Source organism: Atopobium sp. ICM42b (assembly GCA_000564995.1).
In the GTDB taxonomy this organism is placed as follows: domain Bacteria; phylum Actinomycetota; class Coriobacteriia; order Coriobacteriales; family Atopobiaceae; genus Lancefieldella.
This window is the reverse complement of sequence record JDFH01000001.1, coordinates 1-14,100: the sequence shown is the minus strand read 5'-3', so window position 1 is coordinate 14,100 and position 14,100 is coordinate 1. Positions and strand designations below refer to the sequence as shown.

14 protein-coding genes are annotated in these 14,100 nt (G+C 48.0%); 5 read left to right on the top strand and 9 right to left on the bottom strand.

Features of this window, described 5'->3' with window-relative positions; translation table 11 throughout:
* Nucleotides 1-83: 83 nt before the first annotated feature.
* The 4 genes from HMPREF1493_RS00065 to HMPREF1493_RS00050 form a co-directional block, all read right to left on the bottom strand.
* Nucleotides 84-719, bottom strand: coding sequence for a hypothetical protein (locus HMPREF1493_RS00065; RefSeq protein ID WP_232215469.1), 636 nt, complete (start codon nucleotides 717-719; stop codon nucleotides 84-86).
* A 5-nt stretch (nucleotides 720-724) separates the two neighbouring features.
* Complete coding sequence (locus HMPREF1493_RS00060) at nucleotides 725-1,003, bottom strand: hypothetical protein (protein ID WP_035426861.1); 279 nt, start codon at nucleotides 1,001-1,003, stop codon at nucleotides 725-727.
* 133 nt (nucleotides 1,004-1,136) lie between these two features.
* Nucleotides 1,137-3,293 (bottom strand): alkaline phosphatase family protein, encoded by a 2,157-nt coding sequence (locus HMPREF1493_RS00055; RefSeq protein ID WP_051485191.1) that lies wholly within the window; start codon nucleotides 3,291-3,293, stop codon nucleotides 1,137-1,139.
* Entirely contained in the window at nucleotides 3,286-5,304 is a 2,019-nt protein-coding gene (locus HMPREF1493_RS00050; RefSeq protein ID WP_035426860.1) for a YidC/Oxa1 family membrane protein insertase, read from the bottom strand. Before HMPREF1493_RS00050 ends, HMPREF1493_RS00055 begins: the two co-directional genes overlap by 8 nt.
* Nucleotides 5,305-5,747: 443 nt before the next feature.
* Between HMPREF1493_RS00050 and HMPREF1493_RS00045 the strand changes: the two genes are divergently transcribed.
* A complete protein-coding gene (locus HMPREF1493_RS00045; RefSeq protein ID WP_035426859.1) occupies nucleotides 5,748-6,557 on the top strand; it encodes an AraC family transcriptional regulator in 810 nt (269 codons plus the stop codon).
* A gap of 492 nt (nucleotides 6,558-7,049) precedes the next feature.
* Here the strand turns inward: HMPREF1493_RS00045 and HMPREF1493_RS00040 are convergent, their stop codons facing one another.
* On the bottom strand, nucleotides 7,050-8,045 hold the full coding sequence (locus HMPREF1493_RS00040; protein ID WP_035426858.1) for a 2-keto-3-deoxygluconate permease: 996 nt from the start codon (nucleotides 8,043-8,045) through the stop codon (nucleotides 7,050-7,052).
* A 10-nt stretch (nucleotides 8,046-8,055) separates the two neighbouring features.
* On the bottom strand, nucleotides 8,056-8,808 hold the full coding sequence (locus HMPREF1493_RS00035; protein WP_035426857.1) for an SDR family NAD(P)-dependent oxidoreductase: 753 nt from the start codon (nucleotides 8,806-8,808) through the stop codon (nucleotides 8,056-8,058).
* A 382-nt stretch (nucleotides 8,809-9,190) separates the two neighbouring features.
* On the opposite strand from HMPREF1493_RS00035, the gene HMPREF1493_RS00030 reads away from it, so the two are divergent.
* From HMPREF1493_RS00030 to HMPREF1493_RS06995, 4 genes are read left to right on the top strand one after another with little or no spacing between them, the layout of a single operon-like run.
* Nucleotides 9,191-10,213, top strand: a complete 1,023-nt coding sequence (locus tag HMPREF1493_RS00030; protein ID WP_084058250.1) for a metal ABC transporter substrate-binding protein — start codon at nucleotides 9,191-9,193, stop codon at nucleotides 10,211-10,213.
* A gap of 8 nt (nucleotides 10,214-10,221) precedes the next feature.
* Nucleotides 10,222-10,974 (top strand): metal ABC transporter ATP-binding protein, encoded by a 753-nt coding sequence (locus HMPREF1493_RS00025; RefSeq protein WP_035426856.1) that lies wholly within the window; start codon nucleotides 10,222-10,224, stop codon nucleotides 10,972-10,974.
* A complete protein-coding gene (locus tag HMPREF1493_RS00020) occupies nucleotides 10,967-11,803 on the top strand; it encodes a metal ABC transporter permease (RefSeq protein ID WP_035426855.1) in 837 nt (278 codons plus the stop codon). The genes HMPREF1493_RS00025 and HMPREF1493_RS00020 overlap by 8 nt, the downstream gene beginning before the upstream one ends.
* Nucleotides 11,804-11,816: 13 nt before the next feature.
* Nucleotides 11,817-11,957 (top strand): hypothetical protein, encoded by a 141-nt coding sequence (locus HMPREF1493_RS06995; RefSeq protein ID WP_156921361.1) that lies wholly within the window; start codon nucleotides 11,817-11,819, stop codon nucleotides 11,955-11,957.
* A gap of 71 nt (nucleotides 11,958-12,028) precedes the next feature.
* On the opposite strand, the gene HMPREF1493_RS00015 is transcribed toward HMPREF1493_RS06995, so the two are convergent.
* From HMPREF1493_RS00015 to HMPREF1493_RS00005, 3 genes are read right to left on the bottom strand one after another with little or no spacing between them, the layout of a single operon-like run.
* Nucleotides 12,029-12,406 (bottom strand): hypothetical protein, encoded by a 378-nt coding sequence (locus HMPREF1493_RS00015; protein ID WP_035426854.1) that lies wholly within the window; start codon nucleotides 12,404-12,406, stop codon nucleotides 12,029-12,031.
* A 4-nt stretch (nucleotides 12,407-12,410) separates the two neighbouring features.
* Nucleotides 12,411-13,694, bottom strand: a complete 1,284-nt coding sequence (locus tag HMPREF1493_RS00010) for an MFS transporter (protein ID WP_198013744.1) — start codon at nucleotides 13,692-13,694, stop codon at nucleotides 12,411-12,413.
* Between the two features lie 4 nt (nucleotides 13,695-13,698).
* A complete protein-coding gene (locus HMPREF1493_RS00005; protein ID WP_035426852.1) occupies nucleotides 13,699-13,920 on the bottom strand; it encodes a hypothetical protein in 222 nt (73 codons plus the stop codon).
* Between the last annotated feature and the right edge of the window lie 180 nt (nucleotides 13,921-14,100).

Genomic DNA, 14,100 nt, shown 5'->3' with positions numbered 1-14,100 from the left:
AAAGCCACCCGCATGTGAACTGCCTCCCATTTCTTGGACATAAGAAATGGGAGGCTTTTTATGCGTATGGGTTGCGGGATCACTTAATTTTCGGTTTCTGAATCCAGTGCCGGACCTATCGCTTTTATGAGATATCCATTCTCATCGAACTCATAATAGTAGTCATCAACTATTGCTAGCCCATGTGAAAAAAGGTAGCCGTTGATTTGTCGGTACGCTTTGTGTCCATCAACCGTTACCCAACCGAAGGGAAGTTTCCATTCAAAAGGTCCAAGTTCTACAGAGCCGTCTCTTACTTCCTTGTAGTCGTCAAGAGAAATTTCCTCCAAATCCACGAGTTTGAAGGACTCGTAATTGCCGGCAAGAGCGGAGAACCTTAAAGTTCCGAGCTCTTGCATGACATATCCCACAGGTTTATCTCTATATCGAATCTCCCAAATAAGGTTGTTCCGGGTTTCTGGTTTTACTCCTATATAGCAACTGCCAAGCGTGAGCTTCATATAGTCGATGTCTTTGAGGTAAGGCTTTCCGCCGTCTCCTTCTTGCCTGGCGGTATTGATAGCTTCTTGTGTGGCCCGCTCTACCGCTTTTTGCTGAAGTGAGTCAATTGCCCATGGGTAGGGCGTAGCAAATGCATTCCACAAGAGAAAGACAGTGGCCATAAGAAACAGAACTATAGAGATAATCTTTAGAGGCAGCCATTTATGTTTCTTGTTCATAGTCATCACGCAGCCTCAACTAGTGGCTTATATGCTTTAGGAACAATGTTTCCTGGTAGTGCTTTATGCGCTTCACCCCTTGCATTAAATTCGTAGATAACACCACCAATGCGAGCTTTTTGCGAGTAAATCATAGAGCCGGTAGGACCTCCTGAAACAGGCTGATTATTGTCATAGCGTAGATAGTAGCTGCTGCCTCCGTAAGAGAGCCAGCCAGTACGCATTGAACCATCTTGGTTAAGGTAGAAGGTATGACCGGAACTATTGAGCCATCCTGTTTGCATTATTCCGCTTGAGCTTAAGTAATACCAAGAGCCTCCCCGCTACGGTCGACCGGTAGCCATTGATCCATCGGAGTTAAAGAAATACGGCAGTGGGCACGCCGGGTTTCTCGCCAGGCGCGTCAAAGCACCCAGCTTAGTCATGCCATGGCTCAACAGGCCATTCGTTGCCCGTGAGGCTCCAATTCTTCATGTCATTGGCATCACCGTTGATGACAAACTCCCTGACAAAGATATCTTGCTTACCATTTGAAATGGTCTCAATGTAGTAACGAGGACGATTCTCACCCTCATAGGACTCGTCAAGCGGCGTGGTGTAGTTAGAAAGCGTCTGCTGGTCAACGCCCATGTCCTTCAGCGTCTGCGCCAAGATGTCGTAGTGCCAGACAGGTGCGTCAGAAATCTGCATAGGCTGAGCCGCTTCTTCAGCGGTCTGACCAGCTGGTTTGTACATAATAACTGGAGCAGAAGGCTGCTGAATGTCAGTATTAGTCAAGTACCAGTCACCGTGATCTGCAGTAATGATAAACGACGTGTTTTCATACACGCCAAGACGCTTAAGCTCAGCGATATACTGCGCAACAATCCTATACGCGCCAATAGTCTGCTCTTCAACGTTTTGCTTGCTTGGATCGCTGGTAGGCTCAACGTTACGATCAAGCGTATAAGGTGGGTGTGAACCAAAAAGGTGGATAAAGCGGAACGAGCCCTTCTGGCCAGCGCTGTCGTCAATCGAGAGGCCGTAGTGTTGAAGTTCCTGGTAATACTTGAGGTCATCCTCGGTGAAAGGCTGAGAAGAAAGATCAACCTCGTCCATATTGACTGGTCTGCGCATACGCATATTGAGATCCTCGGTGTAATACCAGAATCGAGGTTTAAATACCCAAGGCATGTCCCTACAGAATGCCGTCTTGTAGAGAATGCGCAGCGCACCTAGCACGTCTAGCTGGTTATCTATACCACGACCACGAGGCTCATGGTAGTTGATGGAATACTTCTGCGCAGTGTCTCTGTAGTGAGAGTAGTTCAACTGATCTGTATACAAACCTGCTTGATATCCAGCATTCTGAATATCCTTGAGGTACTGATCGCTTTGTGCCCAGTTGTAGACAAAATCGTTGAAATTCTCGCCAGGCTGAGGACGAGAGCCAAAGAGCAGCGATGGAACACCGTAGCGCGTTGGAATCATGGAACCGACGGAATTTCTGTACCAGGTAAAGCCGGTAAGAGGCGCAAATGTCTCTGGATACTCATCGTAAAGCTTCTGGACAAAGGCAGTATCGGTAGTGTCCAGGACAAACACCACGACGTTCTTCTTGGAGGAAACGCTGTAGAGGCCCTCGCGCGTTGCGATAACCTGCTGGTGTTCGGCATGAGCATCTATCGACGCTGCAATTGCTGGTCCCCACAGACTTGCAACGCCCACTGTCTGGACAATGATAAGAGCGGTTGCGGTTACCAAAAGGCCCGTTCGGAGCTGACGTGCTTTTAGGAGCGAGAAGACCACTGCAGCTGCAATGATTGCTAGCCAAATGAGGCCAGAGACAATCATTTGAGTTGTAAAATCTGACCAAATAACTGCATGTCCGTCGGCAAGTGGCATACCACCGTTCAAGAATACTGCCTGGACGTATGACGCCACACCAATGGCTCCTATAAACGCAACGGCAACGTTAAACGCGCGCTTGCGCAGGAGCGATAGAAATACTGTAAGAATGATCGTAATGATAAGGCCAGCAATAATAACGGGACCTGCAACATCGTTGAGGTTGAAAGAAAGGTCTCGCGCATTGCTTGCTACCAGCTCAAGTGGAGCTACGACCAAGATAGTAAAGACAGTGAAGAAAGAAACAAGAAATGCAACACCAACACGACCTTTAGGTTTGAGGGTGCCTTCTTTTTGTTCTTTGAGACGAATTGCTTCTGCTGCAAGGATTTCTTTCATCTGAGCGTTTGCAGCTTCAGCACCTTTGATGTCAACTTTGTGTACTTTGCCTTCGACAATCTTGTTTGCATTCTCGTCAATCTTAAGCAGACGGAACAGTACTTTACGGGAACGCCTAAACGCAACGCCGAGCACTGCTGAGAGCGCAACTACAACTGCTGCCAGTGCCTGGATGGTGTAGGTCATAACTGACGGGTCAACGTAAGCCTGAGCTGTTGCTGGTAGAAGTGCCCACCAAACTAGAGTCAACGCTACAACATACAATGCAGCATGCACAAGAAGTGCACGTGTCTTGTGAGCAGCGGCGCTGGCTGTTGTCTTCGCAAGTAAAGTGGCCGTTTTACGCACGGAAATCACTGTCCTTCTCGGCGTTGCCGTTGCTTGCGGCATTGGCGTTGCCCTCGGTTGTAGCAGTATCGACATCGGCTGCTGCGTCATCGGTCTTCTCAACATCAGCGTCCGCGGTTCCCTCCTGGTGCGCCAAAACGCGCTCAAGGATGAACTTACCTGCGGCTTCTCCACCATGACCGAGGTTAAAGATCATGTTGTTACGAATCTCTTCAATCTTGTGCGACCAGCTGTCGGTCTCTTCAAGCATCTGCGCAACCGCGTCACCCAGGCCCGAGAGGTCCTTAGGATCAAAGCTGCGGCCAATCTCGTTTCTAAGCGTAATGTCACAGGGATCTGTGTGAATCTTGCTCCAATCGGGGTTGTTCTCCTTCATTGCAGTGTCAATGAAGACCGACGGTTTGAGCGTGGTAAACGAGAACTCCTCAGCAACACTCGACCAGTCAGTAAACAGCAGGTCAGCCGACAGAACCGAAGTATTGGAGCTGAAGTCGGTCTCAAAGGAGAGCTCCTCTGGGTCCGCGTCAGCGTAGCGAGCAAGAATCTCCTCCATGCGGGCAGGATAGCGCTTCAAATACTCTGGGTGTGGGCGGACCACAATGCGCCAGCCGCGGCCCATGAGCTGCTCAAGCAGGCCGTCAAGGCAGCTGTCCATCAAGTTGTCATACTGCCACGAAGGACCAATCAGCAACAGGGGTTTCTCGCCAGGTTTGCGCTGGCCCAGATTCTGCTTCTGGTAGTTTTTGATTGACCTATCGAGAAGATCGTAGCCAATAGCAGGCTTTCTCTTGGATGGCGTACCGTAGTACTTCTCGACCAGCTCAAGATCGTGCTGCTGGTGAGGGCCAACGCAGAGGACGTCGTCGTAGTAGGTGTACTCGTTGCGCGTTGAGGTGACCGTCATGGAGGTCATATGGTGGCACATATACATGTATTCAGCGTCTTTGCGCACGTAGGAGCGCTTCATGTAGGAGCTCTCCAGGTCGCCGAGGGAAGTTACCACAACATCAGCGTCGAGCTTCATGAAAAGCGTGATAAGGCGACGCTGACCCAAGTAATACGGAATCAGGCGAGGCTGCTGTTTTGCCAGTTCAAAGACCTGGTCGTTAGGGTCAGAGGTGACATAGTGGATACGAATGTCAGAGTTTGCCAGCAGCCACTCGATGGCGCCCTGGAAGTACTTGTAGAAACCGCTTGATTCGGAGTAAAAGACCAGGTGCTTGCCGATGGTGTCAAAGAAGCGCTTGTAGTCCTCTTTTTCGCGAGCGGCATGAGGATCGCGCTGGAACCACTTGTGAGTGGACTTGGTTGCTGCGTCCATTGCCTCAAACTCGTCGCGAGCAGCATTGAGATCGTCGTAATCAACCTGCTTACGAGGGTCGATGATGATGTTGCAGACAATTTGGACCAGGATTGAGAGAAGGTTTGAGCAAACCCAATAGAATGCCATGCCACAGACAACGTAGACTGCAAGTACCAGCGACATTGCAATAGAAAGGCCGTTTGTGGTGTTCTTCTCTGCACGAGACTGCTCGCGCTGAAGCGGATTCAGCTTGTTGGAAGCAAGACCAAGAGCAACCGAGGACAAAGCTGCTGCCAGTGGCATAATCCAGGTGATACCGCCATCGATGATTGGGGTCATGCCCAAAAACTCTGTGCCAGGCGCACCAGAATCGGTGATGCCATGGATAACGTCAACTAGGCCGAACAGGATGACTACCTGGATTGCCAGAGGAATAAGACTCAATAGCGGGTGATAGCCTGCCTTTTTGTTGAGCTCGTTGGAGCGCTCCTCGATGGTCTCCCTGTCGCCGAAGTAGCGAGTCTTTAAGCGGAAGGTCTCGGGCATAAGGCGCACCATAACAATAGAATTTTGTTGCGTCCAAAGTGCCAGGGGCATCAGGATGATTTTAGTCGCAAGAGTAAAAAGGAAGATTGCCGCCCACCAACTGCCGGTCAAGTCGTATGCGGGCTGAACGATAAGTGAAAAAACGTGTGCAAGCTGCTCCATATACAAACCTTCTACGAGAAACCTCTACAGAAGCCAATAAAACCTAAACCTAAAACCTGCAAAACCAATGGAATTCATGAAAACTAAAAGAAAGCTACGACATCTCAAAGAAGTTTGTAGTATCTAAAGTTAACCTGAAGAAACCATTTGTGCATAACTAATTTATGGTATCAAAAAACGCTATTTATCGGCAGTTTAAAGCGAACAATCAAAACGTAAAATCTTTAATTTGAATGGACAAAATTTATTCATAAATTGTTCTTTTTAAAATCATTCTATAAAAGTTACGTAGGCAATTGTCTTTCTCGTTAATCAAAATTTAACCCCTGAAATGGCATTTTATTTGATTTTGGGGTTGCAATCGCGGTTCTGCTGGCTAAAATACTCTCCATGTTATTTTTAATATTCGGCGCATTAGAGCGCTTTTGAAATGAGGAGATTCTATGCAGGCTAATCTGCAGGAGCTAAAAGAGACCTATTCGCGGCAGACGTATAGTGTGTTTTCGATCAACCGCCAACAGAAGATTGCTGACTCCCAAGTTACCTTTTCGCTTGCTCATTCTGTTTTCATCATTCCTGTTTTTGGAGCTGCCGAGATTACTATTGGTGGAAATGAATTTGTCTGCGAAGGAACTACGGTTGTACATGTTCCTGCAGGTCAGACAGTAACATATCGAACCCTTTACGGACGCTCGTTTGACCATGTAAACATCTACTATGATGGCATTCAGGGCGATGTCACCAGCCCAATCTTCAATGCCTATGCATTTGATCCTCAAGGATTCGACCGCATTCTTGATAAGGTGCTTGACCTGGAAAAACTTAACACCACCCCATCGCTGGACAATCGTGTTGCTCAGATTGTCAATGGCACCGAGCTCATCAAGTCTATGTTCCTACTCACCAACAGCCAAAAGGTTCAGGAGAGCATGGCTGAGGCTCGCACGTACATTGAGCTCCACTTTGCAGATCCAATTACCATCCCTGGCCTGGCTAAACGTTGCGGAATGAGCACTCAACGTTTCTCCAACAATTTTGTCCAAACATTTGGCGTTCGCCCAATGACATTCATTATTGCAAAGCGTCTTGATCATGCTCAACAGCTACTTCAATCTGGTCTTTCTGTGCGAGAGACTTCCGAGGCGGTTGGTTACAATGATCCGTTCTACTTCAGCAGGCTCTATAAGAAGCACATGGGCGTTACTCCTCAGGACGTTCATGACAGCTATGAGGGAAATGTCCTGATTAAGTAGTTGCTGCTTAGGGTTACTTGCAGAAATCACTTATAGCAAAACCTGGTCGTAGGTTTTATCACAAAGTTAAGGGTCAGAACGTTCCGTTCTGACCCTTTTTTGCATAATCGGGTCATAAAATGCATTCCTATGAATACATAATTTTTGAGCTTTAAATTATGTGCCTAAAAAGGTAAAAAACCCGTTTAGTTGGGGATGAAAATTGAAAATTAGCCGATTTATCCCCAGCTAAGACGATTTTTTACCGCACTAAAAACTTTTATCTGGGCAAACGTTGTATGCAGAAAAATGAAAACCCCAACTAAACGGATTTTTTACCACTTGGAGACTTATTCGAGCGTTTTCCGAAGAATCTGAGGCATCCGCTGCCTACTTATCAGTCGTTTATCAACCTTCTTTGAGCGTCTCTACAAGAAACCAACGGCACGCAAGGCACAAAAAATCCCAGCACCCGAAGGTGCTGGGATTTTGAACTTGAAACTTTAAGAGCGATTAAGCAGCCTCAACAACTTCCTCGGAAGCGTTGTCTTTCTTAGCAAAGTGCTCAGCAACGTAACCAGTGATCAAAGGAGTCAGGATTGCAGTAACGATAACTGCAGCTGCTACCTGTGCGTTTGCTGTTGCAAGAGCAGCACCACCATACAGAGCTGGGTTAGCCTCTGCCATAGCAGCAGGTGTAAGTGCATTTGCACCTGCGCAGGAAGAAATAGCAACACCAGCAATACCAGTTCCGCCAGTTGCACGATCAACAAAGTAATTGATAAAGCCACCGCAGACGGAGCAGATAACGCCAAGCAGAATACCTGCAGGACCAGCCATGATGAGGGAATCAAACTTCATAGTAGTTCCCATAGCAAAGAAGGTCATAACAATTATTGCTGGCAGAGCACTTGTGAGCATCTTCTTCATGGATGGGAAGAAGTTGCCAAGCAGAATACCAATAATAATTGGCAGAACTGCGCCAAGCAAAGACCAGTTAATTGGAGACTGACCAGTTGCACCAAGGGCAAGCATAGTAACTGGAGGACCAACAACCAGCGTAGTAATTGCAACTGCACCCTGCTCGTACTCGTTACCGTAGTCGGCCATCAGACCTGCGTACATGGAGTTGTTTGCACCAGAGCAAGCAGCAAGGATAACCATAGAAGAAAGGCCAAGCAGGTTGTCGTTCAGGAAGAACAGAACAGCAAGGCCAAGAGCAACGCAGAACACAACCTTAGAAATGATGATGATTGCGCCGCGAAGTGCTGCCTTTGGTGCGCTCTTGAACGAAATAGTTGCGCCAACGCACAGCATGAAGGCACCAACCAGAGCAGCCGTACCCTTAACGGTCATTGCTGCGGTAAAGCTGCCGAGCGTTGGGAATACCTCTGGGAAAAATGTGTTCATGAAAACACCAAGTAGCAGAGGAATCAGAATGTTTGCACCTGGGATACGGCCCAGTGCCTTAAATGGGTGCTGAATAGAAATTGGTTCTTTTGTAGACATCAACAATCACCTAGTCCATTACGATGCCGCCGTCGCAGTCGCCAACCTCACCGTTGACGAAGCTTGCAGCGTCGGAAGCAAAGAACAGTACCATCTGTGCAGGCTCAGATGCCTGTGCAGGACGACCAAGAGGAATGATGCCTACGACCTTCTTGTACTTCTCCTCATCGTTGGAGAGTGCAGCGGTCATATCTGTAATGGTGAAAGATGGGCAAACTGCGTTACAAGAAATGCCGTACTTGCCGCCCTCTTTAGCGATAGCCTTGGTAAAGCCGTTCATACCAGCCTTGGAAGATGCATAAGCAACGGTGCCAAGGAGGCCGCCGCCAATCTTGCCTGCGACGGAAGAAACGTTAACAATACGAGCGCCGCCACGGTCAATAAAGTGCTGCCAGAGAGCGTGAGTTACGTTGTAGGTACCAGTGAGGTTGGTGTTGATGGTGTTGTTCCACTCTTTGTCGTCAACCTCGGTAAAAGGAACGGAGCTGATGCGACCAGCACAGTTGATAAGAACGTTGACGTCGCCGCACTCCTCAAGAATCTGAGCAACGGTCTTCTTGACGCCCTCTGCATCTGCAATGTCCATTGTGTAGAAGAAGTTACCCTCGCCAAGCTCCTCGACAAACTTGCGACCAGTGTCCTCGTGACGAGAGCAAACGATTACGTGTCCACCTCCAGCAACAATACCCTTGGAGATCTCAGCGCCAATACCAGCGCTTCCGCCTGTAACCAGAACCAACTTACCTGTAAAATCGAATGCCATGCTCTCTCTCCTTTTTTCATGAGCACTAACCATTGGAAAACAAATAAATTCTAGCCATATTCACATAATTTTCTATACAAAAAATATTTTTTAACCACAAATCCTATGGTAAATAAGCCAAAGGAAAATAATTTGCTTAAAATGCGACATAAATGACACATTAAATTTCATGTTCAATCTTTTGGACATTTGTCCGCAAACCAAACCCTTTTCTTTCCTCGTAAATTTAAAAAGTTAGACAAAGCTAACTTTTAGGAATACAATATGGCGAGAAACCCGTTGAGCTCGTAGCTCCAAAACTCCTAACTCTTGGCTTCACGCTATCAGTTTCTTGCTTTCAGTCCCGTAGCTACCTGCTCTCAACTCTTTGAAGGAAGTCGCTATGAAACATCGCTGCACGCATATCTCGACAGTCGCAAACCCACAATCGCGCCTCACCTGCAACCCTCTCCTATCCCGCAGGTCAGTGCTCACCTTGCTCGGCGCAAGCTCTGCGACAGCAATCGCTTCTCTCGCCGCATGTAGTCCACGCGATTCTGCAGCCAGCTCAAGCTCCGCGCAAAACCAAAACTCCTCGGCTCCCCTCGTCTTGACCACCTTCACCGTGATCCAGGACATGGCTTCTCGCGTTGCGGGCGAGTTTTGCCAGGTAGAATCCATCACCAAGGCTGGTGCCGAAATCCACGACTACGAGCCCACGCCTGACGACCTCAAGCGTGCGCAAAAGGCCCAGCTCATCCTCAACAACGGCCTGGGGCTTGAGCGCTGGTTTGAACGCTTTGTTGCCGACTCGCAAGCACAGCGCGCTGACCTCAGCGAAGGCATCACCGCCATCCCCATCGCCGAGGGTGACTACCAGGGTCAGGCCAATCCGCATGCGTGGATGTCGCCCGCAAACGGCAAGATCTATGTCGAGAATATCGTCCGCGCGCTAAGCAACCTTGTCCCTGACCACGCCAAGGACTTCGAGGCCAACGGCAACGCATACAAAAAGGAGCTCGACAACATCTCCTCTCACCTGATTGAGGAGCTTAGCACTCTGCCAGAGAGCCAGCGCACGCTTGTGACCTGCGAGGGAGCGTTCTCGTACCTGTGCCGCGACACCAACATGAAGGAACTCTACCTCTGGGCCGTTAACGCCGCTGATGAAGGCACTCCGCAGCAGATTGCCAAAGTCGTCGAAACTGTAAAGGCGCAGCAAATTCCTGCGGTGTTCTGTGAGTCAACGGTAAGCCCCAAGGCAATGCAGCAGGTAGCCGACGAGACAGGTGCTGTCCTCAAAACTGACGAGAAAAACATCTTGTATGTTGACTCCCTCTCGGAAGCCGATGGTCCCGTTCCCACCTATCTTGACCTGCTGCAACACGACGCGGACGCAATCGTATCCGGTCTTATGGGAAGGTAGCGTTCTTAATGAATCTTTGCGTTTCACAACTTTGTGCCTGGTACGAGAAAAAAGACCGCGAGAAACCCATCATTCACGACGTGAATTTCTCGCTCTCAACAGGAGATCTTTGCGCACTTGTAGGCGTTAATGGCGCCGGTAAGTCTACGCTCTTCAAGGCCCTGATGGACACCATCGCATGGGAGGGGTCACTTACTTGGGGTCAGCAACCTCTTTCGCAAGCACGTAAACAGGGCAAAATCGCGTACGTCCCTCAAACTGAGGCAATTGACGCAACGTTTCCGCTGCTTGTAAAAGACGTTGTTATGCAGGGAAGATATGTTCATCAAGGTTGGATGCGCATACCTTCCGCTCAGGACAAAGAGCTGGTTGCCCAGGCGCTTGAACGCGTTAACCTGGCCGACCTTGCAGATCGTCCACTTGCCCAACTCTCGGGCGGACAAAGAAAGCGTGTTTTTGTGGCTCGTGGAATAGCACAAGCTGCTGAGCTGGTATTTCTCGACGAACCGTTTGCGGGAGTAGATGCTCGCTCTGAGGCCATTATCACCGAACAACTCAATAATCTCAGTAAAGAAGGCAAAACATTGCTCGTTTCAATTCACGACATCAATTTGGCCCAGCAAAAATTCCCGCTCTGCCTGGTCATCAATAAAACCATTACCGCACAGGGGTCTTCAAAAGAAATTCTTTCTGGAGATGCCCTCCTGCAGAACCTTGGTATTTCCGAAGATACCCACATTGAGGAGGTGCTCCATGCCTGAGGTAGACATTCTCCAATACGCATTCATGCAGCGAGCCCTCATCACCGGAATTGCAACCGCCATAGTCTGCGGGCTTTTGAGCTGCTGGATCACACACATGGGATGGTCGCTTATGGGCGACGCCATCTCGCATTCTATTCTCCCAGGCGTGGTCATTGCTCATCTGCTGGGACTTCCCTATCTGGTAGGAGCACTTGTGTTTGCTCTCATTACCGTGGTGTTGGTCGGACAAGTCAAAAAGAGCCAAATTGTGCGCCCCGATACTGCTATCGGCATTGTATTTACAACGTTTTTTGCACTAGGAACAGTTCTCATATCCAAGGTTCCAAGTCAGATTAACCTCTCGCACATACTCTTTGGAAACCTTTTAGGTGTCACTACTCCCGACATGCTGCAAGTTCTTTGTATTGGCCTGCCTATTGCAATCCTGCTCATCCTTAAAAACAAGGACCTGACCTTGCTTTCATTTGATCCCACGCAGGTTCAAGCAATCGGTCTTTCTACTAAAACACTCACTTCATTTTTGCTTGTTGCCTTAGCCCTCGCAATTGTCATATCGCTCCAGGCAGTTGGCGTCATTTTGTCAGTCTCGCTGCTTATTGTTCCGGGTGCCTGCGCAAGGCTTCTTACCAATCAGATGCGACATATGCTCTGGATTTCTCCGCTTATTGCCACGGTCAGCGTTTTGATTGGAATAACAGGCAGTTATTACTTAGACGCCTCTTCTGGAGGAATGATTGGACTCACCCTCGGCGTGGTTTTTTGTATCATTTTTATACTAAAGAGTTTACCAAAGCTTACTTTTAGGCATATACTAGACAAGAACTAAGAAAGGAGGACCAATGCGTACACTCAACACTTCAGAAGCCCAGCTCACGCACGCAACCCGCGCGCAAAAGCTCTTGCACAGGCAAGCCTCAGCGGCTCTCAGAACATCCATTGGTCTTATGGTCGGAGCTCTTCTTATTGCGATGGTTCATTAAGGCTTCAACTCAAATAATCACCCAAGTTTGGCGAGAAACCCCTTCTATTCAAAGGGTTTCTCGCTAAATTTTTATATAAGTGTTTGAACGAGAATGCCTACGGATACTGACGCAAGGTTGGACAAGATTGAAAGAGTCCATGGGGTGTTGCTTACTCTTTTTACCTTGTAAATAAGACCTTCAACAGCAATAACAACCAGCTCAACAGTTATGACGCACGCCCAATACTGCATGTCGTTAGTAACCACATCAACAAGGGCACTTGTGATAAAAACAGCGATTGGATTGGTAAGCACCTGTGCAGCCACAACAATCAGCAGCGCATGATTGTCTTTAACGCCAAGCGATTTTGCGACAATAAGCTCAACAGTAATAGTCAGAATCAGACAAAACGCGAATATCGGAATAATGGTCAACAAATACGGCAATAAAAATGTTTGATCGTCCATGCCATTAGCCTTCTGCTTGGTTGCCTTCAGCGGCCAGTTTACCTTTAGCCACAGGATAATCTTCTCCTGCAAGTTCATCTTCAACCGCAAGTTCATCAACCTGATCAAATGACTCTGCCGTTTGAGTATCTTCTTCTAAAATCTCAGCAACCTGTGCTGTATGGAACATGCGCTCGTGACCAAATGGACCTGTAACCACAGTATCTTTGACCAGCGTAAGACCAACGCCCAACGCAAGTGCTGAAACCAAACTAATAACGGAAAGCATCACGGGATGCTCAACACGAAATCCCAAAAGCGCAGGCAGTGCACCCACGGCCAGAGAAAAACTAGCTAGACCGAACGCAGTACCTTTTGCGTTGGGCAAGATGTTTGCTAGAGATGCCAACGTAATGGACATGGTGAAGTTAAAGAAAAATACACCCAGGAGGCCCATAACTGGCACCTCCCATGAGGGCACAAACAAGGTGGCTGCAACAATGAGCGAAAAGATAGCTGTAGTCCTGAAGCCAATACGATCAGCAACCACTCCACCAAGCGCTTTACCTGCAAATACACCAAGGATGCTCAATACAAGAAGTAGCATCTGACTCTTCCAAGGAAATGCCATAACCATGCCGACATAGCTTCTCAGCGCCACCACAAGGCTCAGCAGTGCAATCGCAAGCAGTGTATTGGACGAAAACTTAGGAATATCAAATGCAACATTATGTACGTTCCAGTATTTCTTGTTGACCTTTTGGACCACAAGCGTAATAAGCGCACATAAGAACAACAGCACAAGGAGGGAAAACGCAATCTGAAGCCTTTCCATTTGAGCACTTTGCGTGCCTAAAAATACTCCAATTGCACCAGTTGCAATAAAGATTCCTGAAGGACCCGCGTGTTTTTGTGAGATGTTAAGTACAATCAGTCCGCCTGCACTATGGAAAAGGGCATTTCCAACTGCGAGTAAAAGAACTGCTAACCACTCGAGAAGTGCTACGGGAAACAAAGAAATCAAAACTCCAGCACCAACCAAAGCGTACGAAAGCAAGGCAGCATAAGAGTTCTTATCCAGCTTGTCAAGCACTATACCTACAGGCAGTTGCAATGTAAAAGCAACAATGTCGTACAGCAGAATACTCAGTGCAACAAACTCCAACGAATCTTGGCCAGACTCCCCCAACACTCGGCTTACCGCGCAGAGCATGGTAGATACGCATGCAAAGTCAACTACAAAGTGACATAACGCAAATGCAAAGGTAGTGACTTCTTTTTTTGGAAGAATCTGCTGTGTTGTGGACAAGGTTTTACCTGCGACGCCTTATGATCATAATAAATCCAACGACAGCCACAAGAACAACGACTGCGATCAAACTTGCATGAGAAGTAGCTAAACCAACTCTTGGTGTGGAAATAACATCAGCTTTTGCCATAACAGGAATCACGATTGCCATTACAAAAGCGCTGATAGCAAGCACAATTTTATGGGCTGAACCCAAACTAGAACGTAGATGACGATACAGTGACATAGTACCTCCTTCATCAACTTTTTAATATTTTACCAGTACACACGCCGCGTTCCAAATGTACTCCCGTAAACGGTATAAAAAGCGCCCGACTAATGTGAACTGCCTCCCATTTCTTATGTCCAAGAAATGGGAGGCAGTTCATATGCGGTTGATTATGATTCTGCAGCGTGTTAGCGTCGG

Coding starts and splice junctions, on each gene's coding strand:
- HMPREF1493_RS00025 (WP_035426856.1), top strand. CDS start 10,222: ATGAATCTTTGCGTTTCACAACTTTGTGCCTGGTACGAGAAAAAAGAC.
- HMPREF1493_RS00045 (WP_035426859.1), top strand. CDS start 5,748: ATGCAGGCTAATCTGCAGGAGCTAAAAGAGACCTATTCGCGGCAGACG.
- HMPREF1493_RS00060 (WP_035426861.1), bottom strand. CDS start 1,003: ATGCAAACAGGATGGCTCAATAGTTCCGGTCATACCTTCTACCTTAAC.
- HMPREF1493_RS00005 (WP_035426852.1), bottom strand. CDS start 13,920: ATGTCACTGTATCGTCATCTACGTTCTAGTTTGGGTTCAGCCCATAAA.
- HMPREF1493_RS00020 (WP_035426855.1), top strand. CDS start 10,967: ATGCCTGAGGTAGACATTCTCCAATACGCATTCATGCAGCGAGCCCTC.
- HMPREF1493_RS00050 (WP_035426860.1), bottom strand. CDS start 5,304: ATGGAGCAGCTTGCACACGTTTTTTCACTTATCGTTCAGCCCGCATAC.
- HMPREF1493_RS06995 (WP_156921361.1), top strand. CDS start 11,817: ATGCGTACACTCAACACTTCAGAAGCCCAGCTCACGCACGCAACCCGC.
- HMPREF1493_RS00040 (WP_035426858.1), bottom strand. CDS start 8,045: ATGTCTACAAAAGAACCAATTTCTATTCAGCACCCATTTAAGGCACTG.
- HMPREF1493_RS00065 (WP_232215469.1), bottom strand. CDS start 719: ATGAACAAGAAACATAAATGGCTGCCTCTAAAGATTATCTCTATAGTT.
- HMPREF1493_RS00015 (WP_035426854.1), bottom strand. CDS start 12,406: ATGGACGATCAAACATTTTTATTGCCGTATTTGTTGACCATTATTCCG.
- HMPREF1493_RS00035 (WP_035426857.1), bottom strand. CDS start 8,808: ATGGCATTCGATTTTACAGGTAAGTTGGTTCTGGTTACAGGCGGAAGC.
- HMPREF1493_RS00030 (WP_084058250.1), top strand. CDS start 9,191: ATGAAACATCGCTGCACGCATATCTCGACAGTCGCAAACCCACAATCG.